At 37.6% G+C, this 26,956-nt stretch carries 23 protein-coding genes; 19 read left to right on the top strand and 4 right to left on the bottom strand.

Features of this window, described 5'->3' with window-relative positions; genetic code table 11:
• Positions 1 to 117 precede the first annotated feature (117 nt).
• The gene (locus ACZZZC_RS07320; protein ID WP_463486863.1) at positions 118 to 1,341 is read right to left on the bottom strand and encodes an MFS transporter; all 1,224 of its coding nucleotides are present in this window, start codon (positions 1,339 to 1,341) and stop codon (positions 118 to 120) included.
• Positions 1,342 to 1,624: 283 nt separating this feature from the next.
• On the opposite strand from ACZZZC_RS07320, the gene ACZZZC_RS07315 reads away from it, so the two are divergent.
• Together ACZZZC_RS07315 and ACZZZC_RS07310 are read left to right on the top strand one after the other, a co-directional pair.
• Complete coding sequence (locus tag ACZZZC_RS07315) at positions 1,625 to 3,571, top strand: amino acid permease (protein ID WP_463486862.1); 1,947 nt, start codon at positions 1,625 to 1,627, stop codon at positions 3,569 to 3,571.
• A complete protein-coding gene (locus tag ACZZZC_RS07310) occupies positions 3,571 to 4,119 on the top strand; it encodes a transposase (RefSeq protein WP_463486861.1) in 549 nt (182 codons plus the stop codon). Before ACZZZC_RS07315 ends, ACZZZC_RS07310 begins: the two co-directional genes overlap by 1 nt.
• Positions 4,120 to 4,181: 62 nt before the next feature.
• Here ACZZZC_RS07310 and ACZZZC_RS07305 read toward each other — a convergent pair whose 3' ends face one another.
• Positions 4,182 to 4,340: a hypothetical protein gene (locus tag ACZZZC_RS07305; protein ID WP_157255801.1), complete on the bottom strand. Its 159-nt coding sequence runs from the start codon at positions 4,338 to 4,340 to the stop codon at positions 4,182 to 4,184.
• Between the two features lie 3 nt (positions 4,341 to 4,343).
• A complete protein-coding gene (locus ACZZZC_RS07300) occupies positions 4,344 to 6,305 on the bottom strand; it encodes a KUP/HAK/KT family potassium transporter (protein ID WP_265800939.1) in 1,962 nt (653 codons plus the stop codon).
• 180 nt (positions 6,306 to 6,485) lie between these two features.
• Between ACZZZC_RS07300 and ACZZZC_RS07295 the strand changes: the two genes are divergently transcribed.
• The 17 genes from ACZZZC_RS07295 to ACZZZC_RS07215 all read left to right on the top strand — a co-directional run bounded on the left by ACZZZC_RS07295 (position 6,486) and on the right by ACZZZC_RS07215 (position 26,355).
• Positions 6,486 to 7,016, top strand: coding sequence for a T9SS type A sorting domain-containing protein (locus ACZZZC_RS07295; RefSeq protein ID WP_463486860.1), 531 nt, complete (start codon positions 6,486 to 6,488; stop codon positions 7,014 to 7,016).
• A 72-nt stretch (positions 7,017 to 7,088) separates the two neighbouring features.
• On the top strand, positions 7,089 to 7,700 hold the full coding sequence (locus ACZZZC_RS07290; protein ID WP_463486859.1) for a fumarylacetoacetate hydrolase family protein: 612 nt from the start codon (positions 7,089 to 7,091) through the stop codon (positions 7,698 to 7,700).
• 3 nt (positions 7,701 to 7,703) lie between these two features.
• Positions 7,704 to 9,437, top strand: coding sequence for a M23 family metallopeptidase (locus ACZZZC_RS07285; RefSeq protein ID WP_463486858.1), 1,734 nt, complete (start codon positions 7,704 to 7,706; stop codon positions 9,435 to 9,437).
• Between the two features lie 340 nt (positions 9,438 to 9,777).
• Positions 9,778 to 10,242, top strand: a complete 465-nt coding sequence (gene bcp / locus ACZZZC_RS07280) for a thioredoxin-dependent thiol peroxidase (protein ID WP_463485474.1) — start codon at positions 9,778 to 9,780, stop codon at positions 10,240 to 10,242.
• A gap of 57 nt (positions 10,243 to 10,299) precedes the next feature.
• The gene (locus tag ACZZZC_RS07275; protein WP_056851842.1) at positions 10,300 to 11,145 is read left to right on the top strand and encodes a transketolase; all 846 of its coding nucleotides are present in this window, start codon (positions 10,300 to 10,302) and stop codon (positions 11,143 to 11,145) included.
• A 130-nt stretch (positions 11,146 to 11,275) separates the two neighbouring features.
• Entirely contained in the window at positions 11,276 to 12,235 is a 960-nt protein-coding gene (locus tag ACZZZC_RS07270) for a transketolase family protein (RefSeq protein ID WP_463486857.1), read from the top strand.
• A gap of 166 nt (positions 12,236 to 12,401) precedes the next feature.
• Positions 12,402 to 12,962 (top strand): RNA polymerase sigma factor, encoded by a 561-nt coding sequence (locus tag ACZZZC_RS07265; protein ID WP_056851844.1) that lies wholly within the window; start codon positions 12,402 to 12,404, stop codon positions 12,960 to 12,962.
• Positions 12,963 to 12,995: 33 nt separating this feature from the next.
• Entirely contained in the window at positions 12,996 to 13,646 is a 651-nt protein-coding gene (locus ACZZZC_RS07260; protein ID WP_463486856.1) for a hypothetical protein, read from the top strand.
• A gap of 6 nt (positions 13,647 to 13,652) precedes the next feature.
• Positions 13,653 to 14,093 (top strand): hypothetical protein, encoded by a 441-nt coding sequence (locus ACZZZC_RS07255; RefSeq protein WP_265800948.1) that lies wholly within the window; start codon positions 13,653 to 13,655, stop codon positions 14,091 to 14,093.
• Between the two features lie 69 nt (positions 14,094 to 14,162).
• Positions 14,163 to 15,362: an aspartate aminotransferase family protein gene (locus tag ACZZZC_RS07250; protein WP_463485472.1), complete on the top strand. Its 1,200-nt coding sequence runs from the start codon at positions 14,163 to 14,165 to the stop codon at positions 15,360 to 15,362.
• 116 nt (positions 15,363 to 15,478) lie between these two features.
• On the top strand, positions 15,479 to 16,156 hold the full coding sequence (locus ACZZZC_RS07245; RefSeq protein WP_265800950.1) for a response regulator transcription factor: 678 nt from the start codon (positions 15,479 to 15,481) through the stop codon (positions 16,154 to 16,156).
• 110 nt (positions 16,157 to 16,266) lie between these two features.
• Entirely contained in the window at positions 16,267 to 17,571 is a 1,305-nt protein-coding gene (locus ACZZZC_RS07240) for a sensor histidine kinase (RefSeq protein ID WP_463486855.1), read from the top strand.
• Positions 17,572 to 17,632: 61 nt separating this feature from the next.
• Complete coding sequence (locus ACZZZC_RS07235) at positions 17,633 to 19,534, top strand: 7TM diverse intracellular signaling domain-containing protein (RefSeq protein WP_463485470.1); 1,902 nt, start codon at positions 17,633 to 17,635, stop codon at positions 19,532 to 19,534.
• Positions 19,535 to 19,826: 292 nt separating this feature from the next.
• Positions 19,827 to 22,739, top strand: coding sequence for a SusC/RagA family TonB-linked outer membrane protein (locus tag ACZZZC_RS07230; protein ID WP_463485469.1), 2,913 nt, complete (start codon positions 19,827 to 19,829; stop codon positions 22,737 to 22,739).
• An 11-nt stretch (positions 22,740 to 22,750) separates the two neighbouring features.
• Positions 22,751 to 24,175 carry a RagB/SusD family nutrient uptake outer membrane protein gene (locus tag ACZZZC_RS07225; RefSeq protein WP_463485468.1) on the top strand — a complete coding sequence of 475 codons (1,425 nt, stop codon included), beginning with the start codon at positions 22,751 to 22,753 and terminating at the stop codon, positions 24,173 to 24,175.
• Positions 24,176 to 24,327: 152 nt separating this feature from the next.
• Positions 24,328 to 25,770, top strand: coding sequence for a glycoside hydrolase family 30 protein (locus tag ACZZZC_RS07220; protein WP_463485467.1), 1,443 nt, complete (start codon positions 24,328 to 24,330; stop codon positions 25,768 to 25,770).
• Between the two features lie 120 nt (positions 25,771 to 25,890).
• Positions 25,891 to 26,355 carry a hypothetical protein gene (locus ACZZZC_RS07215; protein ID WP_463485466.1) on the top strand — a complete coding sequence of 155 codons (465 nt, stop codon included), beginning with the start codon at positions 25,891 to 25,893 and terminating at the stop codon, positions 26,353 to 26,355.
• A 47-nt stretch (positions 26,356 to 26,402) separates the two neighbouring features.
• On the opposite strand, the gene ACZZZC_RS07210 is transcribed toward ACZZZC_RS07215, so the two are convergent.
• Positions 26,403 to 26,819, bottom strand: a complete 417-nt coding sequence (locus ACZZZC_RS07210; protein WP_463485465.1) for a hypothetical protein — start codon at positions 26,817 to 26,819, stop codon at positions 26,403 to 26,405.
• Positions 26,820 to 26,956 lie beyond the last annotated feature (137 nt).

Here is a 26,956-nt window from a genome sequence, read left to right as displayed (position 1 = left end):
TCATATTGTTGCACATCATCTCTGCCAAAGCAAAAAATCTGCAGAAATTCCTCGTAATCTGCGGGAGAAAAATAAAGCGTATAAACTTCCCGCCGATTCAAGGACAATACTAATTAGCTAAGCAGTAACCTCATCCTTCTTTCTGGTTTTCATAATCAAAACCATTATCGCTACCGAAATCACAATCATCACTAAATAACTGAAACTCAAATTACGTTCATCTTTTGCCGGGAACAAATTCACGATGCCATAACTTAGAAAGGAAACGATTACATAAGTAATTCCGCCTGTTAAACCTCCTGCTATACCTGCATTTTTAGGGAATTTGCTTAGGCAGAATGTGAAATAATTATTGAAAGTAAAACCAGCTCCAATGTGAATAATGAAAGCGAAAAAAATCAGTGAAAATAAATTCGATACAAAATTTAAGCTAACGATCATTAAAGCTACAAACACTACCTGAAGTAGCGAATTGAGCATTAATCTTCTAAAAAAAGGCTTATTGATGGTTGCTTTTCCTATAAAACCACCAACCATCCAGGCGAAGCCCAAAACCAAAGAACTATAACCTGCGACAACTGGAGAATAATGCAGTTCGTGTTCAATAATAAATGGCCCGGTCATGTTATAAACCATTACCATACAGTAGGCAAGGCCAAGCATCACGATACCAAGCGTAAAACTGGTTGTTTTTACCATACTTAAATAAATATTGCTAATCTTTTTCAGTTGAAAATCTGTAAAATGTGTCAGCGTTTCTCCACTAAACAAAAATTCCAACAAGGCAAAAACTAAAGCGAAACCTGCAAGGAAGTAAAAGTTAGATTCCCAACCAAAAGACGTTTGTAAATAACCGCCTACAAAAGGCGCTATAATTGGCCCGGTAGACCAAATAATGGAAAACAGACTCAAATAATGCTTTAACTTATCGCCTGTAAACAAATCGACAAAATATGCCCTTTTAGCCACGACTACTGCACCAACAGAAAGACCATGAACAATCCTCATTAAATAAATAAGGTAAATATTATGGGTGATAGCAATAATTATACTCGCCGCCGCAAATATCAACAAGCTGTATAACCCAATTTTGTACCGTCCAAAACTATCCAGCAAACTCCCTACAAAGAGCTGAGCAACGCCGTAGCTGATCAGAAAAATACTTAATGTCAATTGAACCTGAACACTACTGATGTTCATTTCGCCTGCCATTGTAGGTAGCGATGGAATGTAAATATCTGTGGCAAAACCAGAGAGTGGAATAAGGGTGAATGCCAGAATTGTGGCTATGCCTTGATTTTTTTCTTTTATCGCCGGTCGATGTGTAATAGAAGATGTCATTGTTGAGGAATTGAATGGATATTTGAAACCATCACTAAATAATGCGGCAAAAGTAGTATTTTATCACAATGCCCATTTATCAGTAAGCCAATAAACACATCAAGATTACAAAAGAGTGGTATTTTTACTTTTGAAACAGAATAGTTGAAGGATTTTATAGACTAAAGCACCATCTTTTACTTCAAAAAACATTCGAAAATGAATGTAGAGAAATTTATATCTTGCTTTAAACGTTTTTAACCGATATTTTTTTAAGTTTGAAGAATACAACAACCAGGCAAAAATGTTCGAAAAGCTATTTAGAAAGAAATCTATCTCCAAAATTTTAAAAGATGCAGCAAGCGGCTATGGCGATCATGAAAATACGCTTCATAAAACATTAGGGGTACGAGATTTAACTGCGTTTGGTATTGCGGCCATTATTGGTGCTGGTATTTTTAGCACCATTGGTAAAGCCAGTGCAGATGGTGGTCCGGCGGTGATATTTTTGTTCATTTTTACCGCTGTTGCTTGTAGTTTTGCGGCTTTTGCTTATGCAGAATTTGCTTCAATGGTTCCGGTTTCGGGCAGTGCATACACTTATTCTTACGTAGCATTTGGCGAGTTGGTGGCCTGGATTATTGGCTGGTCGCTCATCATGGAATACTCGATAGGAAATATCACGGTAGCCATTTCTTGGTCTGATTACTTTACCGGATTACTCTCTTCTATTAAAATACCATTTTTAGACATTCACGGAATCCATGTTCCCGACTGGGCAACAATGGATTATTTGAGTGCTTATAACGGACATAAAATTGCTGAAGCTTTATCGGCGGCAGGCAAAAATCTTAATGATTTGGATTCTGCTACAGCTTTAGCGAATAACGCTTGGTTAACCGCTCCACAAATTGGAGGCTTCCACTTGGTTGCTGACATTCCCGCCCTAGGAATTATTATTTTGATTACTTGGTTAATTTACCGCGGAATGAAAGAAAGCCGTAATGCCAGCAATGCAATGGTTGTGGTGAAGCTGGCTGTTATTTTATTGGTGCTTGCGGTTGGTATATTTTATGTTGATACCAATAATTGGAACCCTTTTGCGCCAAACGGAGTTTCGGGGGTTTTGAAAGGTGTTTCTGCAGTTTTTTTCGCTTATATCGGTTTCGATGCAATTTCTACAACAGCGGAAGAATGTAAAAATCCGCAACGTGATTTGCCCCGTGGAATGATGTGGGCTATTATCATTTGTACCATTTTATATGTTGCTATTGCCCTGGTTTTAACTGGAATTGTAAAATCTGATACGCTTGCAGTGGGCGATCCACTGGCATTTGTTTTTGATCAAATCAATTTAAAATTGATGAGTGGCATCATTGCCGTAAGTGCTGTTTTCGCAATGGCTAGTGTGCTGTTAGTGTTTCAAATGGGGCAACCACGTATTTGGATGAGCATGAGTCGCGATGGATTGTTACCAAAGTCTTTTTCAAAAATCCACCCGAAATACAAAACACCATCATTCGCGACCATCGTAGTCGGCTTCGTTGTTGCTGTTCCGTCGTTATTTATGAACTTAACCATCGTAACCGATCTTTGTTCGATAGGAACTTTGTTTGCCTTTGTATTGGTTTGTGCCGGGGTTTTGGTATTGCAAAACCGTCCAGACGTGCAACGTGGCAAGTTTAAAATCCCTTATGTAAATAGCAAATTTATCGTTCCAATTGCTTTTATTGCAGCAGTAGTATTCGCTTTCACCCAATACGGCAAAGAAACAAAAGCATTCCTTTTAAACTCTCCTAAAACAGTCGCCACGGTTAATTTTGTGACTTCCTTAAACGGAGAAGAATTAAAAATTGTAAGAGAAGAAATTGTAAAAAATGCGGCTCCACAGATTATGTTGGCCGATAAAGTTGACGCTGAGTCTTATTTGAGCGCATTACCTGGAGATCGTTACGAACAATTTATCTCTGCTTCTAAAATTTCAGTCGAAAAAAAGTATGAGAGTGGCTGGAGCCTTTTCAAACACAAAATACCGATGTGGATCTTCTTGATCATTTGTCTGATTATCTGCTATTACTGCATTACACATAATCTTTCTCTGATTCCGGTTCTGGGCCTTATAAGTTGCTTATACATGATGTGCGAATTGGGAATTTCCAACTGGATTGGTTTTGGTATCTGGCTGGTTGTTGGCTTAGTGGTCTATTTCGCGTACGGATATAAGCATAGCAAGTTGGCACAAGAGGTTTAATGGGTTATGATCCTTTATTACATCATCGCCGATCCATTAGGTTAAAAGGATTTGATTATTCTAGCGCAGGAGCATATTTTATTACAATTTGTTGCGAAGATAGGTTACATAGATTTGGAAAAGTAACTGACGGCGAGATGATTTTGAATGATTGCGGAATGATTGCATACAATGAGTGGCATAATTTAGCTGAAAGATTCTTGAATTTCGAGCTGGATGTTTTTCAAATTATGCCGAATCACATGCATGGAATAATAGTTTTGTCTGATGAAATAGTTGTCGGGGCAACCCTTGCGGTTGCCCAAGAAGAAAGTGACACAAGGGCAACCGCAAGGGTTGCCCCGACAATATCCGATATAGTCGGAGCGTATAAATCAATTGTTTCTAACTCTTGCTTAGACCTGTTCAAACTAAAAAACAAAACTATGGGAAAATTCTGGCAGAGGAATTACTACGAACATGTAATCCGGAATGAAAATGCTTATAATAATATCTCCAATTATATTTTGAACAACCCTAAAAAATGGGATGAAGACACATTTCAATAAAAAACCCATTTCATTCGTTTGAATAAAATGGGTTACTGACCTGATTAGGAATCAATGTTAATCTAATTTTCTTTTTTCTTAATAAAAGCCAGTGCCGTAATCATCACTAATCCTAATGCAGAGGCAATCATAAAAGTATTACCAGACTTAAGGTGGTAGATTTTAGCAGCCGGACCTGAGATAAAAAGACAAATGCCGAGTATTAAAATTGCAGTTCTCATGGGTTAAACCGGTAATCTGTTGAGTTCAATATCGTCAGGAGTAACAAAAATTAAAGGCACTTTCTCTACATCTACATAGCTGCTATCCAAACCAAAACTTCGTTCTTCTGATAAACTCATTTTCTTTAACAGAAAATAATAGTCCATGATTTGTCTTTCGTAAAAACTCAATTTTGTAAACTTAGAAAGGTGTTTCTCCAACAGTACGAACCTAAAATCGCCCGCAATTTTATGCTTATTTAAAGATTTGTATTGACTCGTAATATCAATCTCGCCATTTTTCACCAGCTCTTCAACCACTTTACGGTACAGCAAATTTACCCTTTGCTCTATCCTGAAACCTAAGCGGAAATCAATACGAATAAGCTTTCCGGGAATCAAGAATTCCACTTTATAATCTAAAGTATAAGGCTCGTCCATAACATCTACGTGAACCAACCAATAAACATCGGCACGTTTTGGTTCCTTTTGAATGATAGAGTAAATGATTTTTGATTCTATCTCTGTTTTAAAATTTGCACTGGTGAGGTAAACCAATTGTGAGGAGTACTTTGGAACCGTTTCATCATTACTCAATTCACTCAATATTTGGTAGTAATCTTCAATTTCTACGTATTTAACAAAACGGTTTTTAATTTTGCGAGAGTTGTACCAAGTCCACATTACACTTAACAAACCGCAACTAATCAACAGCGTTACCCATCCACCATGAACAAACTTAGCCATGTTACCTACTAGGAATGTTAGTTCAATAATAGTGTAAACACCAACGAAAATAATGATCAAGTATTTAGGAAACTTTTTCCGCAGCATATAAACGGCTACTAAAACCGTTGTCATCAAGAAGGTAAGATTAATAGCTAAGCCATAAGCACCTTCCATATCATCGGATCTTTTGAAATAAAGCACAATTAAAATACAGCCGATACAAAGTAACCAGTTGATAGATGGCACATATAATTGTCCTTTTTGAACACTAGGATAGTTGATTTTAACTTTTGGCCAAAGGTTCAACCTTACTGCTTCAGAAATTAAGGTAAATGAACCAGAAATCATGGCTTGCGAGGCAATTACAGCTGCAGTGGTAGCCAGAATAACCATATAAATAACGAGATTTTGTGGTACCAATTGGAAGAAAGGATTTTCCAACGGATTTCTAGGATTATAATTCGGGTGGCTCAGTACCCACGCTCCCTGACCCAAATAATTCAAAATCAGGGTTAGTTTTACAAAGATCCAACTGATGCGAATATTATCTTTACCACAATGACCTAAATCGCTATAAAGTGCCTCAGCACCTGTGGTACATAGGAATACACCACCCAAAATCACCAACGCACTTGGGTTGGTAACAAGTAAATGAATAGCGTAGTAAGGATTTAGTGCCTTAAACACAGATGGATCATCCATCACATGAGATATACCTGTGATGCCCAATGCGGCAAACCAAAAAAACATGATAGGTCCGAAAAGCTTCCCTACCAAATTGGTTCCAAATTGCTGAATAACAAACAGTAAAGTAATAATTCCGATTACAATCGGCAATACCGGAACCGTCGGGAAGTTTAGTTTTAAACCTTCAATGGCCGAAGTTACCGTAATACTCGGTGTAATCATTCCATCTGCCAACAAAGCGGCACCTCCGATAATTGCAGGAATAACCAACCATTTAGCTTTTTTGCGAACCAAAGAATAAAGTGAGAAAATTCCGCCTTCACCTCTATTATCAGCCCTTAAGGTTATAATTACATATTTTATGGTGGTCTGGAGCGTCAAAGTCCAGATGATGCATGAAAGTGCACCCAATACGACATCCGAACTGATGGGTTGCCCTGCATCAAATACTGATTTAAAAATTGCTTTGAGCGTGTACAATGGTGATGTACCGATATCGCCGAACACAATTCCCAAACTTACCAGAACTCCTCCGGCCGTTAACGCGTTGACATTTTTATGATCTGACACTTCGTTGATATTTTTAGTGCGTCAAAAGTAAACTAACTATAACAAATTAACAACCATAATATTGTGTAATTTTCACACTATGAAAAACAAAATTAATTGTTAAATTGTGTTAAATTATAACAGAACCATAAAATGTTTAATTTCTTTGTTTTTAATTAATACATTTGCTTAACAAATTTGATGAAACTCTACCCACTAACGTTGCTCACAAAACTTGCATGCATTTTATGCATCGCTTTGTTGTGCAATGTTAATTCTTGGGCCCAACAAGCTGATAGTATTCATATTAGCTTAAAAAACAGAGTCAAAAAAACAAGTAGAGTTCCGGAGATTAAAGCAAATATTCAGCCATACCGACCATTGTTCGGAACCTTAGGTACTTCAGGAATGTTCAACACTTATTCTGGAAGCGCAAAGCCTACAAATATTGCTGCAACGAAAGATAAATTACTTACCATAGTTAAAATTTATCCTAACCCTGTTGAAGACCAGCTAAATATTATTTTATCGATAGGAAAAGACGGCACCCAGACCACGGTTAAAATTATTGATTTATTGGGCAATGAAGTGGTTACGCTTGCCAACGAGAGGCTGAATGCAGGTGAACAAACCAGAACCTTTAATATCCCGAGCCGATTAAATGCTGGCATCTACTTTTTAAGAGTAATGGCGGGTTCAGAAAGCCAGGTAAAACGCATCTCTGTTTTATAAGCACAATTTCTTTTCTATTTTTGACTCTTCGGGAACCTTTTCCTAAAAAATACCTCATAAAATTAATTTAGTATGAAAATCATCGCTATTGGTCGCAATTATGCCGAACATGCAAAAGAATTAAATAATCCCATTCCTACAACGCCCGTAATTTTTATGAAACCCGATACGGCGTTATTGAAGGATAATAAACCTTTTTATTTGCCAGAATTTTCTAACGATGTTCATTATGAATTAGAAGTGGTGTTGAAAATTTGTAAAGAGGGCAAACATATCGCTGAAAAGTTTGCGGCAAATTATTATGACGAAATTGGTTTGGGTATTGATTTCACAGCGAGAGATATTCAAAGTAAGCACAAAGAAAAAGGTTTGCCATGGGAACTTGCAAAAAGTTTCGATAGCTCTGCCCCCATCAGTATCTTCTTGCCTAAATCTGATTTTGAAAATTTGTATGATTTAAACTTCGAGTTGAAGATCAATGGCGAAACTCGTCAGAAAGGATATACCAAAGATTTACTCTTCTCGTTTGAAAAGATAATCAGTTTTGTTTCACAATACATTACCTTAAAAAAAGGCGATTTAATTTTTACCGGTACACCTGAGGGGGTAGGGAAAATTAATCAGGGCGATAAACTGGAAGCATGGTTAGAAGAAAAGCAACTGTTGAATTTTGATGTAAAATAAAGAATGATAAAAATCCCGATTCGTAACTTGTTCAAGACCTCTTTCCTTATTTGTTTTTCTTTATTAGCTCACTTCGCACAGGCGCAACAAATATTTAGCACCAATAAATACCCAATAACCGATTTTCGTCAGCCTTTAGATATTACTCCTCCTGCCCTGGCGGGATCATTTGGAGAAATTCGCGGCAACCATTTCCACTCTGGGATCGACTTCCGGACAAATCAACGCGAAGGGTATCCGGTTTATGCGGTTGCAGACGGGTACATTTCCCGCCTCAGGGTTCAAAATAGTGGCTTCGGCTTGGCACTTTACATCAATCATCCAAATGGATTTACCACTGTTTATGGCCACTTACAACGCTTTTCTCCAAAAATAGCAACCCTTGTAAAAGATTTGGAATACGAAAAAAAATCATTCGAAATTGATGAGTTTCCTGAAGCCACACTTATTCCTGTTCGTAAGGGCGAAGTAATTGCCTGGTCGGGTAATCGGGGCAGTTCTGGAGGGCCGCATTTACATTTTGAAATTAGAGATACCAAAACAGAAGAAACCATAAACCCACAATTTTTCGGCATTAACATTCCTGATAATATCCCGCCGGTAATTCATGGTTTATATGTTTACCGTTTAAATGGAAAAACTTTTAACGAATTTACGCCGAAACAAGCCATTGGCATTAGTGGTGCAGCAGGCAGTTACAAAGCAATTGCTCCGGTTAGCTTAACCGGCGAAGTTGGTTTTGGCGTTGTGGTAACGGACAGGCACAATGGTTTATCTGGTACAAATGGTGTTTATTCTATCCAACTGGAGCTTGACGGCAAAATGATTTATACGTCTGCCTTAGAACGTTTTTCTTTTGAGAACAGCAAAGCGATTAATTCACACATCGATTATCCAACTTATATCAACACGAAAAGAAGTATTCAAAAAAGTTTTGTCGATCCCGGAAATCCCCTGAAAATTTATAGCGGGTTGGTGAATAGCGGAAGAATTAACTTTAATGATGGCGCAACGCACCAGCTTCGATATATCATAACCGATTCAAAAGGAAACGCATCAATATTGCCTTTTACGGTAAATGCTGGGACAGCTTCTCTCGCTGCTCCTGTTATCCCGGCGGGTTTAATTTTTCCTTATAGCAAAGCCAGTGAATTTAATAGCGATGAAATCAAAGTGGTTATTCCGCAAGGCACTTTATATAACGACTTAAATTTTGTGTATAAAAAATTGCCTAAACCAGCTGGAAACGCATATTCTGCCATACATCAAATTCATAATAGATTTACTCCGCTACATATTGGATTTAATTTATGGATAAAAGCCGATGCCCTTCCCGAAAGTTTACGTGATAAAGCTTTGATAGTAAGCACAGGCGGTTCATCACAAGGTGGTTCGTTCGATAACGGGTACTTAAAGGCGACACCAAAGAATTTCGGCAGTTTTTATATTGCTGTTGATACCATTGCGCCCAGAATTGTCCCTACTAATATTACCGATGGAAAAAGTATGGCGGGGTTATCAAAAATGACTTTCAAAATCAGTGATAATCTTTCTGGAATAAAAAATTTTAGCGGCTACATTGATGGCAAATGGGTTTTAATGGAATTTGATACAAAAACAGCAACCCTATGGCACAGCTTTGATGATAGAACAGGCTCTGGAAAACACACTTTTGAGTTGGTGGTAACAGATGGCAAAGATAATGTGAAGCGTTATGCCATTTCATTTTTCAGATAGTTGTATCAATCTTCTTTGACGCTTATGTTTGACCAATACAATTTTGCGGCCTAACGCATTCAAAATAGCATCTATTTAGCCACTTAGCCCCGGGTGCAGCGGTACACTGCAGCAAGGAGGGCACCGACGATGCGAAGCGTACAAGCGCAACACGGGAAGAATGGAGGTGTAGCGTACAGAATTGCGCTCCAAAAAAAGAATTAATAAGTGAATTTTCAGCTAAATCAAAAATCTGAAACCTAATAATGTCATCTTTTAACATTCATTGAACACTATAACAGGTTAAACTGTTTAAATTGCAATCTCAAAATAGTCAGTTTACATCTAAAATCATTTATATATGGCCGAATTAAAGGAAGGCGATCAAGCACCTTCAATTACATCCAAAGATCAAAACGGAACCGCGGTTTCGTTGAGCGATTACCAAGGCAAAACAGTGGTACTGTATTTTTATCCGAAAGACGATACACCTGGCTGCACAGCCGAAGCCTGCGATTTTAGAGACAATTACCAGGGTTTGCAAGCTAAGGGAATTGTGGTTTTGGGTGTAAGTGTTGATGACGAAAAATCGCACCAGAAATTTGTAACTAAACACAACCTGCCTTTTACTTTACTGGCAGATACTGATCAAAAAATTGTGACTGATTATGGGGTTTGGGCAGAAAAAAACATGTATGGCAAAAAATACATGGGTACGGTTCGCACTACTTTCATTATTGATGGTGATGGCAAAATTACCCACATCATCAAAAAAGTTGACACTAAAAACGCTACTCAGCAAGTACTCGATTTAATCAATAACTAATTATGATATAGCAGTTAAAATATTAACTTTGCTATGTAACAACAACCTCTTATTTTAATGAAACATACAATAAAAGAGCTAGAAGATATTGCCTCGCAAATCAGAAGAGATATCGTAAGAATGGTTCACGGCTGCCAATCTGGCCATCCGGGCGCTTCGCTAGGATGTGCAGATTTTTTTACCGCTTTATATTTTGAAGTATTGAACCACAAAACAGACTTCACGATGGAAGGTAAAGGAGAAGATTTATTCTTCCTATCTAACGGACATATTTCACCAGTTTGGTACAGTACATTGGCACACGCTGGTTATTTCGATAAAAGTGAATTGGCTACTTTCCGTAAATTGGATTCAAGGTTGCAAGGTCACCCAACCACACATGAGCATCTACCAGGAATCCGCATCGCTTCGGGTTCATTAGGTCAGGGTTTATCAGTGGCTATTGGCGCTGCCTTAGCTAAGAAACTAAACGGTGATCATTCTCACATTTTTGCTTTATTAGGTGATGGCGAATTGCAAGAAGGACAAAACTGGGAAGCTGCGATGTTTGCCCCTTTCAACAAAGTTGATCATTTAATTGCTTCGGTAGATTACAATGGCCAGCAAATTGACGGACCAACAAGTAAAGTTTTGGCTTTAGATGATTTACAAGCAAAATTCGAAGCTTTTGGATGGCATGTAATTAATACTGATGGTAACGATATGCAAGCGATTGTTGAAGGTTTACATTATGCAAAAACATTAACCGGAAAAGGCAAACCAATTTTAAATTTAATGAGCACGCAAATGGGTGCAGGTGTAGATTATATGGTTGGCTCACATAAATGGCATGGTACGGCTCCAAATGATGAGCAATTGGCTTCAGCTTTAGCGCAATTACCAGAAACTTTAGGGGATTATTAACCCCCTAGCCCCCTGAAGGGGGAACTAATAGCAGGATAAAAAACAAACAATATAATTATCCTAATTCCTAACTAGGAGTAAATAACTTTTAATTTTAACTACAAATAAAGCCCCTTTAGGGGTTTGGGGTATGAAAAAATACACTTATACAGAAAAAAAAGATACACGTTCGGGATTTGGTGCTGGCTTACATGAGGCAGGAAAAAAGAACGAAAACGTTGTAGCATTGTGTGCTGATTTAGTTGGATCGCTTAAAATGGATGCTTTTATCAAAGATTTTCCCGAGCGTTTTACTCAGGTTGGTATTGCCGAAGCAAACATGATTGGTATAGCAGCAGGTATGACGATTGGTGGCAAAATTCCTTTTACCGGAACTTTCGCTAACTTTTCTACCGGTCGTGTTTACGATCAGATTCGTCAATCGGTAGCTTATTCAAATAAAAACGTTAAAATTTGTGCATCTCACGCTGGTTTAACTTTGGGTGAAGATGGTGCAACACACCAGATTTTAGAAGATATCGGTTTAATGAAAATGTTGCCAGGCATGGTAGTAATCAATCCTTGCGATTATAACCAAACCAAAGCGGCAACCATGGCCATCGCGGAGTATGAAGGTCCGGTTTATTTGCGTTTCGGTCGCCCGGTAATTCCGGTATTTACAGATCCTGATCAAAAATTTGAGATTGGTAAAGCCTGGATGGTTAACGAAGGAAAAGATGTAACCATTATTGCAACTGGCCACATGGTTTGGAAAGCAATCGAGGCTGGTGAAAAATTAGCAGAATTAGGTATCGATGCGGAAATTATCAATATCCACACCATTAAACCTTTGGATGATGAAGCGATCTTAAAATCAGTAAAGAAAACTGGTTGTGTGGTTACATGTGAAGAGCATAATAAATTTGGTGGTTTGGGCGAAAGTGTTGCCCGCTTGTTGACTACTGAATTGCCTACACCGCAGGAGTTTGTAGCTACGAACGATACTTTTGGCGAGAGCGGAACACCAGATCAATTGATGTCGAAATATGGCTTAGATGCTATAAACATTGTTGAAGCGGTTCAAAAAGTAATCGGAAGAAAAAAAGCATAAAATTTTTAGTATAAAAATGGAAATAGAGAATGGGGAAGAGGAAATAGAGAATCTGCTAATGCAGCGTAATTTCTGATCACCTATTCCCTACTTCTATTTCCTATTTACCATTTCCTCTTATACAATTCGTACCCTCCTTCAAAAAAAACCTCTCCTAGAAAAATAGATGAAACAAGTTGAAGATTCAGAAATTCTTGCCCTTTTTGCCGTCGAGAAAACCCGAAATGAAGCTTTTAACTTGTTATTAAAAAAATATCAGCAGAAAATTTATTGGCACATTCGCAGGTTAGTGCTCAACCACGATGATTGCGATGATCTATTACAGGAAGTTTTCGTAAAGGTTTGGAAAAACCTCGATAAATTTAGAAGTGATTCTCAACTTTATACCTGGATCTATCGCATCGCTACCAATGAATCCATTACATTTTTAAATAAGCAAAAGCAAAGAAACAACACGCCATTGGATGAAGTATCATCTGAATTGGCTGATAACCTGGTTGCCTCGTCCTACTTTAATGGCGATAAACTGGAGCTTAAACTACAAAAAGCTATTCTTACCCTTCCCGAAAAACAACGGATTATTTTCAACATGAAATATTTTGATGATATGAAATATGAAGAAATTTCGGAAGTTTTAGGCACATCAGTTGGCGCCTTAAAAGCATCATTTCATATCGCAGCAAAAAAAATTGAAGCAATTATCACAAATGATGAAATTGATTTTTAAACCTTTTCATCTTAATTCAATCATATATCTGTGATGAACGAAAATATAGAAGATAACGATTGGAAAAAGGATGCACCAAGCTTAGCAGCAATGGGCAAAAACAATCCTTTTACTGTTCCGAATAATTATTTCGACAGTGTAGAGGAGATAGTGCATTCAAACATTTTTTTAGATGGATTGAAAAAAAAGGCCAATAATCGCGACTTTGCAGTTCCGCAGGATTACTTTGAAGATTTAACGGAACGTATTGAAACAAATATCAGATTAACGGAACTGCCCAAAGCAGCAAACACCTTCGCTGTCCCCGAAAATTATTTTGACACTTTACAAAACAGAATTTCGGATAAAATTGCAGCTGAAGCACCACAAAAAACTGCGAAAATTGTTCCGCTTTGGAGAAGAAGCCTGGTTAAATATGCAAGTGCAGCCTGCTTCGTTTTAATTGCTTCATTTGGTGCTTACTTTTATCAAAACAGCAGTTCTATTCCTGTTGCTCAAACCCAACCGGCCGATTTTGCAAGCGAGCAAATGTTGTATGACATAGATGAAAGTACAATTATTGAACATTTAGAAGCACAAAATACGACAGCTTCAAAAACTACTTCTGCCTCAGATACAGAAATGGAAAACTATATATTGAGTAATTTCTCTTCGAGTGATTTAACTCATGAATTAAATAATTAATTAGAAATGAAGAATTTATTATTCGTTGCTTTAATGTTTTTATTACCCACTACCCTTTTGGCACAAAGGCCAAAAAATGAGGAGATAGAATCATTGAAAATTGCCTTTTTTACCCAAAAACTTGATTTATCGCCAGAAGAAGCTAAAATATTCTGGCCGATTTATAACGATATGCAAGCAGAGCAAAATGCTTTACGTAAGGAAAGGATGCAAAAAATGATCTCTTACAGGAAAACTACTGAAATTGACAATTTAAGCGACGCCCAGGTACAAAGTTTAATTACCAGCGAGTTTGATTTTAAACAAAGAGATCTTAACCTTGATAAAAAATACTACAACCGTTTAAAGTCTAATCTACCGATCAAAGTGGTTGGAAAATTTTACAGAGCTCAGGAAGGCTTCAAGCGAGAATTGCTCAATCGCTTTAAAGGCGGACCGAGAAACTAATTGAAAGACTTGCTTAAATGCAAGTCTTTTTTTGTTCTAAAGCCTACTGCAAATCCGTACTTTTGTGCCATGCTTACCCAACGTCAGTTGTTTTTACAACACAATGCACAAACCTCTCCAGAACCTTTAATGCTCGAATTTGTAAGGGCTAAAGGCGTGTATATTTACGATTCATCTGATAAAAAACACCTCGATCTTATTGCCGGTATTGGCGTAAGTAATGTGGGCCATTGCCATCCAGCGGTGGTTAAAGCCATACAAAAGCAAGCCGAAACCTATATGCACTTAATGGTGTATGGAGAATATATACAAACGCCACAGGTAAATTTTGCAAAGGCATTAGCCGATATTTTACCCCCAAGTTTAAGCTGTACTTACTTTTTAAATTCAGGAACAGAAGCGGTTGAGGGCGCCATGAAATTGGCTAAACGTTATACGGGCAGGACTGGATTTATTGCCTGTAAAAATGCTTATCATGGCAGTACACAAGGAGCTGAAAGTTTAATGGAAAGCGATTTCTACTCTTCAGGATATGGACCGTTTTTACCAAATGTAAGTTTCATTGAACACAATAACTTAGCTAATCTTGATAAAATAACAGAAGAAATAGCCGCTGTTTTTATAGAACCCATTCAGGGTGAGGCTGGAATTCGCGTTGCCGATTTAAGTTACATGCTGGCATTAAGAGCAAAATGTACCGAAACCAAAACGCTGTTGATTTTCGATGAAATTCAATCTGGTTTTGGCAGAAGCGGAAAAATGTTTGCTTTCGAACATTATAATGTTGTTCCTGATGTTTTACTTTTAGCCAAAGGAATTGGTGGGGGAATGCCCATTGCTGCATTCATCAGTTCGTTGGAAATCATGTCGGTACTATCGCACACACCAATATTAGGCCACATGACAACCTTTGGCGGCCATCCGGTTTGCTGTGCAGCGGGCTTGGCTACCTTAAGAACATTGGTAGACAATAATATAGTAGAGACAGTAGAAGAAAAGGGTCAACTTTTTAAGTCGTTGCTGAAACATAAAGCTATTAAAGAAATAAGAGGCAAAGGTTTAATGCTTGCGGTAGAATTTGAAAGCTTCGAAATCAACAAAAAAATTATAGATGCCTGTATTTTAGATGGCATATTATCGGATTGGTTTTTACATTGCAGCAACTCCATGCGCATCGCTCCTCCTTTGATCATCACCAAAGAGGAAATAGAAGAAGCCTGCCAGATCATTTTAAAAAATATTAACTTAGTTGTTGAGCTGAAAAACTAAAGCTTAATGATCAAAGAAAAAACTTGGTTTAAAACTGACTTGTAAATTCGAAAGCAATAAAACATATATTCTTTACACCCAATCTTGATACTTGCTACTAAATACTTAATACTCATATGAACGTACTCATAGTTGAAGATGAAAAAGGCCTGGCGCTCGAAATGGATGAATTTCTAAGCAAAGAGGGTTTCATTGTAGAGCATGCCTGGAAAAAGTCCTCCGCCGAGGAAAAGATTTTTGTAAACAATTATGACTTCATTTTACTTGACTTAGGCTTGCCTGATGGTGATGGTTTTGAGGTTTTAAAACAGTTAAAAGGGTTAAAAGACCGTGATGACGCAGTGATAATTTTGACCGCCAGAAGCGCAGTAGACGACCGCATTAAAGGTTTAGATGAAGGGGCAGATGATTATTTACCAAAGCCCTTCTCGCTGAATGAGCTATTAGCCCGCATGCATGCCATTACCCGGAGAAAGCACAAGTTAGAAAAAAATGAAATCAACATTCACGATTTCTTGCTGAATATTCAAAATAGAACGGTCTCTTTTGGCGAAGAAAGGCTAAACCTCACCAAAAAGGAATTCGAAATTTTCAATTATCTGGTGCTAAATAAAAATCGGGTAGTTTCAAGGATGAGTTTAACTGAGCATGTTTGGGGCGATATTTTAGAAGTCAATTCTGATTCGAACTTTGTGGATGTGCATGTAAAAAACCTAAGAAAAAAGCTGACTGCGATTAGCCCGATAGATTGGTTTGAAACCGTGAGAAGTATCGGTTATAGGATCAATTGTTGATCAAGTCGGAAGAGTGAAATTCGACGAAGGAAGTTTGAAGCATATTTGAAGCCTATTCCACAAGTACACCAATGAAACAAATGAGTCATTGAACTATTTGAACCAACCAAATGAAGTTACAGGTTAAGTTTTCTTTGTATAATGCCATCACTAAAATTGCAATCATTGTGGTATTGGGAGGGATTATACTATTCTCCCTAGATAACATTGCCTTTAACCAACTTGATAACCGGTTAGTAAAAAAGAAGAATCGAATTATTGAGCACCTCAACGAAAACGAGATTGACAGCCTGCTAAACAAAGAACAATCGTTTACAGATTATAATATTTTAAAAGAAGAATTCATCGTTTTAACAGATATATCTGATAATCAAAAAAAAGCTTCAGCTACAATTATTACTGAAAAACGTGAAATTGAAGGCGATGTTGAGGTATACAGAATTCTCAATTATAAATTTTCATACCACACCAATTGGTACAATTTAGAGATCGGCGAATCGATGACTGCGCTCTCGTCGATTAAAAATACCATTAGATTTTATATGTTGATGGTTTTGTTCGCTGCGTTAATCATCACTTTAATGACCGATTATTTCTTTTCCAATTATTTGCTGAAACCTTTTTATACCATTATCGATAAAAAGATAAACCTCGTTAACGACCCTGCTCATTACAATTACGATAACATTCCAACCAGCACGGATGATTTTAAAATTTTAGACAATAGTATAAATTCTTTGATGAGAAAAATTAGTACGCTGTTTGCACTAGAAAAGCAGTTTATAGCCAATGTTTCTCATGAATTATTGACCCCAATCTCTGTTTTAAGCACTCGTTTCGAGAATATGCTAAATACACCAGATATTCCGGAAGAGCATGAAAACAAAATTTACGCTTCCCTGAAAACGCTAAATAGATTAAAGGTTATTATCAACAGTCTGCTATTGATATCCAAAGTGGAGAATAATCAATATTTGAAAACTGAAGAAATTAGTCTGAAACAAGAGATAAATGATATTTATGAAGATCTGGAAGATAGAATTTTAGATAAGAACATCCGCTATGATTTATCCATTACAAAAGATTTCAAGTTTTTGGGGAATAAAGCACTCATCCATATATTATTGAACAACCTAATTAATAATGCAATAAAATATAATGTGGCCGGCAGTTTCATCAACATTACAGGGCAAACTGTGCAGCATCATTACAAACTGACCATAAGTGATGGCGGCGTGGGCATGAATAAAGAACTATTGACAAATGCCTTCGACCGCTTTAAACGGGGAAATACGGAGGAGAATGGTTTCGGCTTAGGCTTGGCAATTGTACAAAGTATAGCCAAATTTCACAATATTGAAGTCGAAATTCAATCTGAAGAAAATAAATGCACAAGCATTTCTCTTATTTTTTAAAATGAAATTGCACTGATACGCTTATTGCTAACTGCTTAAGCAAATCGTTACCTTTGTATTAATGCAATTATCGTTTCTGAAGAAAATATTTTTATTATCCTTTACCACTTTGCTGCTGGCCATTTCCGGATTAAAAGCGCAAAAAATTGTGGAGGTAAATGACAGCATTCCGCAGCATATATTCACGTTTAACGAAATAGAATTTTTTGAAGATGCAAAAAACGAGTTTACGTTTGAACAGATAAAAAGTAAAAATTTCGATCAAAAATTCAAAGGAAGCATATCCAGCACACCACAAACTAAAAATCTAAACAAAACTTATTGGTTCAGGATTAAAATCAAGAACAATGAAAAGGCAAGGAAGCCATTTTTGTTAGAATTTTTCGATCAAACGATTGATCAGATTACGGCATATATCCCTCAAAGCGATCAGCGTTATAAAATCGAAATTCTTGGTGATGCAAACGCTTTTAATAAACGCCTGATCCACCATAAAAATTTTGAAATCCCCGTTCAAAATGAGGGTAACGACGCTCAAGTTTATTATTTCAAGATCAGTTCTTCCCAGATTGCGGACGTAATTATCGTGTTAAGATCAGCCGAATGGTTTATATCTTATGCCCTGGATGAATATTTCTATTTTGGAATATTTTATGGGATGATTTTGGTCTTTAGCTTTTATAACCTCATTATGTTTATCGCCATTCGGCAGAAACAGTATTTATATTATGTTCTTTATAATTTAAGTGTTGGCTTTTTCGAAATGAGCAGTGATGGCATTGCCTATCAGTACTTATGGCCAAATTCTCCGGTGTGGAATCAGGTGGCTTATGCGTTCGCACTATGTGCAACCAGCATTTTTGCCTTATTATTTACACGAGAATTGTTGTTTGTTAAAGCCAAAGCACCGAAATTAAATCAGCTCATTGTTGGTGTAATTGTAGTTCGGTTAATCTTTTTTGCTTACTGTTACCTCTTCGACCAAACGCTTTTCAGCTTCAAATTTATCGAGGCTATTCCATTGGCTGTTGCATTTTTTACTGGTATCTACATTTATAAAAATGGTTATCAGCCAGCACGTTTTTTTGTATTGGGCTATACCTTTTTGTTTCTTGGCTTTGCAATGAAATTTCTGATCATGCTAGGTTTTAGCTGGCTGAACTTTGGAGTAGTAAGCTATTATAGTTTGAGCTTTTGTTTCGTATTGGAAATGGTTTTTCTATCGTTTGCCATTGGCGATAAAGTTCGATTGCTGAAGCTAAAGAAAGATAAAGCACAGCAGAAAATCATCAAACAGATGGCAATTAATGCAAAGTTGAAAGACACTGTTAACCAGGAACTAGAAACCAAAGTAGAAGAACGCACGCGGGAGGTTTACCATAAATCGATCATTATCGAGAGTAAAAACCAGGCTTTAGAAGAAGCGAACGCTTTACTGCAAAAACAGGCTGAAGAAATTTCGAGAATGAACGTACTGCTGGAACAGGATAATGAAGAACTTCAAACCAGTGTAGAGAAAGTAACGCGTGATCGGGTGATGAATACCGAGGTCGACTTTGAGGAATTCAGCAAGATCTATCCTGACAAGGAAACCTGTTACCAATTTTTAGCGGAACTGAAATGGAACAAAGGCTATCATTGCCGTAAATGCAGTAACGACCATTATTTTTCCGGCCATATTTTACACAGTCGCCGCTGTAGCAAATGCGGCTATGAAGAATCGGTTACTACTTACACCATTTTTCACAACACAAGAATTCCGATCAATAAAGCCTTCTACATGATCTTCCTGATCTATTCTTCAAAAGGAAAAATCTCCTCGCATAAGCTTTCCGAATTGCTTTCCATTAGGCAAAGCACCTGCTGGACGTTTGGCACCAGAATCAAAAAAGTGATGGATGACCGTAAGAAAACGCTAAAAAAAGGTGGGAAAAATGGGTGGAGCCAATTGGTGATCGAGTAAATCGACATCGAATTCCGCTATTTTCAAGCTGGATTAGCAACAAAATCTTAACAAATAGTTAAGGTATTTAAGCGTATCATTTTCCCACTGGCAGCATGCTTAGTTTAATTGCTTAAGTGCTGATAATCAATGCAAAAACCTAAATTTTAACTGTGGTACTTAAGCGTATCAAAAACAACACAAAGAACTAATTATCAGTAACTTACATCAAATTTAATCTATCAAAAACTTGTTTTTAACATTAAATGAGTAGTAACTTTACATCCTATAACAATTAACAAGAGCAAAAATTATGAGAAAAAAGTTTACATTGCTTATGGTATGTATTCTATGCGGAATCTCTTTGAGTATGGCACAGAATGTAACTATAAAAGGGCTGGTAAAAGATCAAAAAGGTCTGCCCCTGCCTGGAGTTTCTGTAAAAGTTAAAGGAACTAACCAAGGTGCTTCAACCGCAGATAATGGAACATACACCATATCTGCTCCACAAAATTCAACATTAGAATTTTCTTTTATCGGTTTTAAAGCCGTTGAAGAAACAGTAAATAACCGTACAACAATTAATGTGACGTTATCTGATGATAACCAACAATTAAACGAAGTTGTAGTAATTGGTTATGGTACTACTACAAAGAAAGATTTAACCACCGCTGTTGTTTCGGTATCATCAAAAGATCTCGAAAATCAGCCAATTACCAACCCGTTGCAAGCCATTCAAGGTCGTGCGGCTGGTGTACAGGTAAGTTCTCAGTCTGGTAAACCCGGTGCAGGAATTTCCATCAGCATCAGGGGAAATACTTCAATTACTGCATCCAATAGCCCGCTATATGTTATTGACGGAGTAACTTCAAGAGATGCAAGTTTTGTAAATGCAAACGACATTGAGTCGATGACGATTTTGAAAGACGCATCTGCTGCAGCCATTTATGGTTCAAGCGGTGCAAATGGTGTGGTTTTGATTACCACCAAAAAAGGTTCTGCAGGTAAATTAAAAGTAGCGTTCAATGCTTTTACAGGTTTTTCTAACTTCTGGCAAGAACAAGAAGTGTTAAACAGCGATCAATACGTTGGTTTAATGAGAGAATTAGGTTACACCTCTTTTGGAGGCACCAATAATACCGATTGGCAAAAAGAAACCTTTGGAACGGGCAAACAAAATCAATATCAGGTTTCACTTTCTGGCGGTACTAAAAGTGGTCAATACTATTTCTCTACTGGCTACCAGCAAGATCAGGGTGTTGTTGCACCAGCGAAATTAGATCGTTTGACGGCTAACTTCAACGGTACGCAAAACATTACGCCCTGGTTAAAATTAACCGGAAATGCAGTATTGACATCCAGCAACTCTATCGATGTTGGCGATAATAGCAGTGTTTCTCGTGGTGGTGTTATCTTGGGTGCATTAACAACCCCTCCTACCATTGGTATTTTTGCACCTAACGGTCAATACACTACTATTCCGAATGCAGGTGGTTGGGACAATCCTCTGGCTTTAGCATTCGGTTCTGATAACAGAAATAGAAACTTTAGATTTATTGGAGCTTTCGGTGCACAATTGAATTTCACTAAAGATTTATATTTGAAATCTACTATCAGCACTAATAATAACAGAAACTTCTACCGTTATTTTACAGATAATTTCCTGACTACTTATGGTCGCCAGGAAAGAGGTGTTGTACGTGATAACACGACTAGAGAAGGTGTTTGGTTGAATGAAAACATCTTAAACTACACTAAGAATGTAGGCAAAAATGCTTTCACAGCAACAGGTGGTTATACGATTCAATCATCAGATTGGAAATACAACAACAATGAATCTACCCGCTTTTATGATGCAGCAGGCAATCCAACAGCACCATCCGTAGCCTTAACTATTCCACAACGTGCGCAATGGAGCAAGCAATCTTATTTGGCACGTGTAACTTATGCTTACGATAGTAAATACTTGTTCAGTTCAAATTTTAGGGCCGATGGTTCATCAAGATTTGCTAAAGAAAACCGTTTCGGTTATTTCCCTTCAGTTTCTGCTGGATGGAGAATTTCTGGCGAAAACTTTATGAAAGAAAGCAAAACCATTGATGATTTAAAACTTCGTGGTAGTTGGGGTAAAGTGGGTAACGATGAAGGTATTGGAGATTACGCTTACTTAAAACTATACAGCGTAAATGCACAAGGCGAATACAATCTTCAAAATCCGGCTAATAATGCATTAACTTGGGAAAAAACGACCCAAACCAATATTGGTTTGGATTTAACCATGTTTAAAAGCAGAATTACTTTCAGCGCTGATGCTTACTTGAAAAAGACAAATGATTTATTGATCAACGTCCAACTGCCTCCATCGTCGGGTTTTGGAAGCCAGGCTTATAACGTTGGCTCAATGGAAAATAAGGGTTTAGAGTTTACTTTATCCACCAAAAACTTCGATCGTGAAAAATTCAAATGGACTACCGATTTAAACTTCTCACTTAACCGTAACAAGGTTACCGATTTAGGTTCTACAACACAATCGTTGGATTTTGCGGGTATTTATGAGCGTGATGCAGCTGTAAGAGTGGTTACAGGAATGCCATTAGGAAGCTTTTACGGATATCAATTTACTGGTGTTAATCCAGCTACCGGTGCGGCGATGTATGCTGACACGAATAACAATGGTGTAACTGGTTCTGCTGATCCAGGTGATAGAACTTTTATCGGTTCTGCTCAGCCTAAGTTTATCTACGGAGTGACCAATAATTTAACTTACGGGAATTGGAATTTGAATATCTTTTTCCAGGGTGTTCAAGGAAGCCAATTGTTTAATGCAACCAGAATTGACTTAGAGGGAATGTTTGATTCTAAAAATCAATCTGCTGTGGTATTGAACAGATGGACTACCCCAGGCCAGATTACCAATATTCCAAAAGCGCTAAGAAGCAGTTCAGAAAATTCATTAACGTCTAGCCGCTTTGTAGAAGATGCCTCCTACTTACGTTTAAAAACGGCTACGCTCTCTTACAGCTTTGGTCAGTCAGTTTTAGAAAAATTAAAAATGAGCAAAATTACCTTGTTTGCAACAGGTTACAACTTGCTTACTTTCACTAACTATTCTGGTCTAGATCCAGAGGTAAATGTGAGCGATGCAAATGGTCCAAACATGGGCGTTGATTTTGGAACTTATCCTCAATCTAGAAGTATATTATTCGGTGTTAATATTGGATTTTAAGAATTAAGAAAATGAAACTAAAAATATATTCATTAGTAGCCGCAGCAGTATTGACTATTACGATGCAAAGCGGTTGCAAAAAAGATTTCCTTGATAAACAACCATTTAACCAGGTTACTGGCGATGTGGCGTTTACAACAGCTGCTGGAGCAGAGAAACTAATTTCGGGTACTTATGGAGGCATGTATAATGACTACCATATTTGGGATTACATGGTAAATGGCGACGTAACCTCTGATAATGCTTATGCAGGCGGCGATAACCCTGCAAATATTCAAATAGATTTATTCACCACAAACTCCACTAATGGAAACGTTGGCCGGGATTGGAGTGGATTATATTCGAACATTAAAAATGCAAATGAGGTACTGGAAAATGTACCTAACATTCAGGATCCAGCTTTAGATGCCAGTGGTAGAAGAGGTCAGATTTTGGGAGAAGCAGCTACCTTGCGGGCTTATTTTTACTTCCATTTAGTACGTTTATGGGGCGGTGTTCCTTTAGTACTAAAATCGCCAACTACTTTGGAAGAAATGCAAAAATCCCGTTCTTCTGTTGATGAAGTGTATGCTCAAATCATTAAAGATTTAGAATATGCCTTGCCACTGGTACGCACAAGCGCTCCAAACAAAGGAATCATTACAAAAGGTATCGTAAACGCATTATTAGCTAAAGTTTACGCTTCAAAACCTAATCCAGATTGGACAAAGGTGCAGCAATATGCTGATGCAACCATCAATGGAGGTTATTCATTAATTGGTTCTTTTGATCAACTGTTTGATGGCGCACATAAAAACAATAGCGAATCGATATGGGAAATGCAGTACGATGGCTGGGGTGGTCCTTCTGGTCGTGGTAACTGGATGACTGGTGTTATTGTCGGCACAGGATGGAAACGTTTTTGTACACCAACAAATGATTTAGTGGCTGCGTTTGATTCCGAAGGTGATGTGATCCGTAAAAATACGAGTATTAGTTTTAAAAACGTATCTACAGAGGGATGGTCTGATGATTATTGGTCGAAGTCCAATTATCCTTTCATTAACAAATACAGAAATGATGATTTGGCTAACTCTTATATTATTCGTTTGGCCGACATTAAATTATTAAAGGCAGAAGCTTTAAATGAGTTAAGCGCATCAGGATGGTCAGCAGCAGCTCCAATTGTAAATGAAATTCGCGGACGTGTGAAGTTAGGTATTACTCCAGCTGCAAATCAAGCTGATATGCGTTTAGCAATCGAAAAAGAAAGACGTTTAGAATTAGCTTTTGAAGGTCATCGCTGGTTCGATTTATTAAGAACAAATAGAGCGGTTGCAGTGATGAACAACCAAAAAAATGGCAGCGGCGCTAACCTAAATTATAATGTTACTGCGGGAAAATTATTGTTCCCGATCCCTCAGGCAGAATGGGATAGAAATCCGAATATTCGCTAGACGAAAGGTGACGCATTTGATCAGTTCAATCCTACGGATAAGCGTTGATCATAAAATTTTATCACACACAAATCAAATTTAAAGGGCGGAGCTTATAAAAGCTTCGCTCCTTTATATCATCCTACCCTATTTTATAAAAACCGAAAAAGCTAATGAAATCTATCTACAATATTAGCCTTGCTGTAAGTCTATTCTTCGCAGCTTGTGCCTGTAGAAAAAATACCACTACAGCCAATCAAGAAAAGCCAACCAATTCCGATCCCATTAAAACCGAAGTGGGTTTTTGGCTGACCAAGGGAGACCAGTCTCAGCTCTTGAGCAAACAGAATGTGGCGCTAAACTTCAGCGAATCCACAAATTCTAATCCCACGATTGAAGTAGATCAGAATACAACTTTCCAGGAAATTGATGGGTTTGGCTATACCTTAACCGGTGGAAGTGCAACTTTAATTAATGCATTGCCCGCAGCCGAGAAAGATAAACTACTACATGAACTTTTCGCCTCAGCTGATGATGCAATTTCTGTAAACTATATCCGGGTAAGCATCGGTGCATCCGATTTGAGTGCCTACCCTTTTACCTATAACGATTTGGGTGATGGCGAAACCGACGAAGCCTTGGCAAAATTTACCATTGCGAAAGAACAAACGGATTTAATTCCAGTTTTGAAAAAAATTGTAGCCATTAATCCGAAGATTAAGATTTTGGGTTCTCCGTGGACTGCTCCTACCTGGATGAAAACCAATAAAAGTTATATTGGAGGTAATCTAAAACCAGAATACTATCAAGCTTACGCGAAGTATCTGGTGAAATATATCCAGGCAATGAAAGCCGAAGGCATTACAATTGATGCCATTACGCCACAAAATGAACCCCTACATCCTGGGAATAACCCAAGTATGTACATGTCGGCAGAAGAGCAAGCCAGCTTTATTAAAACAGCCTTAGGACCGATATTCAAAAGCAGTGGTATTGCTACAAAAATCATTATTTATGATCACAATGCCGATAAGCCAGAATACCCGATTACTGTTTTAAACGATGCTGAGGCCAAGAAGTATATCGACGGTTCGGCATTTCATTTATATGCGGGGCCAATCTCTGCGCTAACACAAGTTCATAATGCGCATCCAGATAAGAATGTTTATTTTACAGAGCAATGGGTTGGTGGACCAAGTAATTTTGGAGAGGATTTGAAATGGCATGTTTCAACCTTAATAATCGGCGCTACCCGTAACTGGAGCAGGAATGTTTTAGAATGGAATTTGGCTGCCGATCCGAATTACAATCCACATACCGATAAGGGCGGCTGTACATCTTGTTTAGGGGCGATTACCATTGCACCTGCAATTAGCAGAAATGTTGCTTACTATGTTATTGCTCATGCGGCTAAATTTGTTCCGGCTGGTTCTGTTCGGATAGCTTCAAACATTACAAATAACCTTCAAAACGTAGCCTTTAAAACACCAGATGGCAAAAAAGTCTTGATCGTTTGTAATAACAATAGTAACGAAACAAACTTTAATATTCGTTTTGATGGAAAAATAGTAACGAGTACTTTGGATAAAGGTGCCGTTGGAACTTATAAATGGTAAAAATTTTGTTTAATTGTTTAGATGGCCCCGCTAAAGCGGGGTTTTCTATTTAGTGGATATTTATTTCTCATCAAATCTTGGCAGGCTGTTTGCGTTAACTTGTTCATCAATCCTTAAGAAATGAAAAAATTAATCCCTACCCTCAGCATTGCTGTTTGTTTAATGGCGGCTTGCCAATCTAAAAATACCGATTCCGATGCTGGAGATTCAACTTCGGCCAATTCTAAAGAAATTGACCAGTCAAAGCAATGTTATCAATCCATAAAAAACAGAGATACGGCAAATCTATCTTTAAATATGGAAGATGAAAAAGTAACCGGATCGCTATCATATAATCTATTCGAAAAGGATAAAAATAACGGAGTAATCTCTGGAATAGTGAAAGGTGATACCATCATTGCGGATTATACATTTCAATCTGAAGGTACTACCTCTACCCGTCAGGTGGTATGGTTAAAACAAAATGACCAGTTAGTTGAAGGTTTTGGAGATGTAGAAGAAGTGGATGGAAAAACTCAATTTAAAGACTTAGGAAAACTCGGCTTTGGTAAGTCTCTTGTTTTTAATAAAATCGATTGTAAATAAAAAATGGGCTTGTAAAAACAAGCCCATTTTTTATTTCGGAAAGTCGTTTATTTTACTGCTTCTTGTGCTGCAGCTCCCCATTCTTTGCTAACTTTAGTCATGTAGTCGGTATATTTTTGAACTTCATCGGGTTTCAGTTTGGTTGCCCAAGTAGATGCTGTTTGAGCCCAGGTAGAATATTTTGTAGTCAAAGCCTTAACCTGGGTTTCGTTTTTGCTTTTTAATGCGGCAAGATATTCATCTTTCAGCTTCGCATATTCCGCTAAACCCTTATTCACTTCATCACTCGAAAAGGATGGAACATCAGATTTTACTTCTTCAGTCTTAACTGTTGTTTTTACTGTTGTATCTCCACTAACAATCGTAGTATCGCTGCTCTTCGTTGTTTTTGTGGTGTTTTCGCATGAAACAAGCGCAGCAGCTAATAGGCCCACTGCCGCAACTGATAAAATTGTTTTTTTCATAAAATTTGGTTTTGCTTTGCATAACCTATGCAAAAAACAATGCCAAACATTTAAAACTTCCTAAGGCAGCTTTGACTAGCTATTGGCAATGACAATAAAATATCATGGGGATTTGGTGACGTTAATTGGGGAAAAAA

The organism is Pedobacter sp. AC212, from assembly GCF_979258625.1.
This window is presented reverse-complemented; position numbering and strand designations above follow the sequence as displayed.

Coding starts and splice junctions, on each gene's coding strand:
- ACZZZC_RS07210 (WP_463485465.1), bottom strand. CDS start 26,819: ATGAAAAAAACAATTTTATCAGTTGCGGCAGTGGGCCTATTAGCTGCT.
- ACZZZC_RS07275 (WP_056851842.1), top strand. CDS start 10,300: ATGAAACATACAATAAAAGAGCTAGAAGATATTGCCTCGCAAATCAGA.
- ACZZZC_RS07250 (WP_463485472.1), top strand. CDS start 14,163: ATGCTTACCCAACGTCAGTTGTTTTTACAACACAATGCACAAACCTCT.
- ACZZZC_RS07245 (WP_265800950.1), top strand. CDS start 15,479: ATGAACGTACTCATAGTTGAAGATGAAAAAGGCCTGGCGCTCGAAATG.
- ACZZZC_RS07265 (WP_056851844.1), top strand. CDS start 12,402: ATGAAACAAGTTGAAGATTCAGAAATTCTTGCCCTTTTTGCCGTCGAG.
- ACZZZC_RS07215 (WP_463485466.1), top strand. CDS start 25,891: ATGAAAAAATTAATCCCTACCCTCAGCATTGCTGTTTGTTTAATGGCG.
- ACZZZC_RS07295 (WP_463486860.1), top strand. CDS start 6,486: ATGAAACTCTACCCACTAACGTTGCTCACAAAACTTGCATGCATTTTA.
- ACZZZC_RS07285 (WP_463486858.1), top strand. CDS start 7,704: ATGATAAAAATCCCGATTCGTAACTTGTTCAAGACCTCTTTCCTTATT.
- ACZZZC_RS07220 (WP_463485467.1), top strand. CDS start 24,328: ATGAAATCTATCTACAATATTAGCCTTGCTGTAAGTCTATTCTTCGCA.
- ACZZZC_RS07235 (WP_463485470.1), top strand. CDS start 17,633: ATGCAATTATCGTTTCTGAAGAAAATATTTTTATTATCCTTTACCACT.
- ACZZZC_RS07290 (WP_463486859.1), top strand. CDS start 7,089: ATGAAAATCATCGCTATTGGTCGCAATTATGCCGAACATGCAAAAGAA.
- ACZZZC_RS07230 (WP_463485469.1), top strand. CDS start 19,827: ATGAGAAAAAAGTTTACATTGCTTATGGTATGTATTCTATGCGGAATC.
- ACZZZC_RS07270 (WP_463486857.1), top strand. CDS start 11,276: ATGAAAAAATACACTTATACAGAAAAAAAAGATACACGTTCGGGATTT.
- bcp (WP_463485474.1), top strand. CDS start 9,778: ATGGCCGAATTAAAGGAAGGCGATCAAGCACCTTCAATTACATCCAAA.
- ACZZZC_RS07225 (WP_463485468.1), top strand. CDS start 22,751: ATGAAACTAAAAATATATTCATTAGTAGCCGCAGCAGTATTGACTATT.
- ACZZZC_RS07240 (WP_463486855.1), top strand. CDS start 16,267: ATGAAGTTACAGGTTAAGTTTTCTTTGTATAATGCCATCACTAAAATT.
- ACZZZC_RS07310 (WP_463486861.1), top strand. CDS start 3,571: ATGGGTTATGATCCTTTATTACATCATCGCCGATCCATTAGGTTAAAA.
- ACZZZC_RS07260 (WP_463486856.1), top strand. CDS start 12,996: ATGAACGAAAATATAGAAGATAACGATTGGAAAAAGGATGCACCAAGC.
- ACZZZC_RS07305 (WP_157255801.1), bottom strand. CDS start 4,340: ATGAGAACTGCAATTTTAATACTCGGCATTTGTCTTTTTATCTCAGGT.
- ACZZZC_RS07255 (WP_265800948.1), top strand. CDS start 13,653: ATGAAGAATTTATTATTCGTTGCTTTAATGTTTTTATTACCCACTACC.
- ACZZZC_RS07315 (WP_463486862.1), top strand. CDS start 1,625: ATGTTCGAAAAGCTATTTAGAAAGAAATCTATCTCCAAAATTTTAAAA.
- ACZZZC_RS07320 (WP_463486863.1), bottom strand. CDS start 1,341: ATGACATCTTCTATTACACATCGACCGGCGATAAAAGAAAAAAATCAA.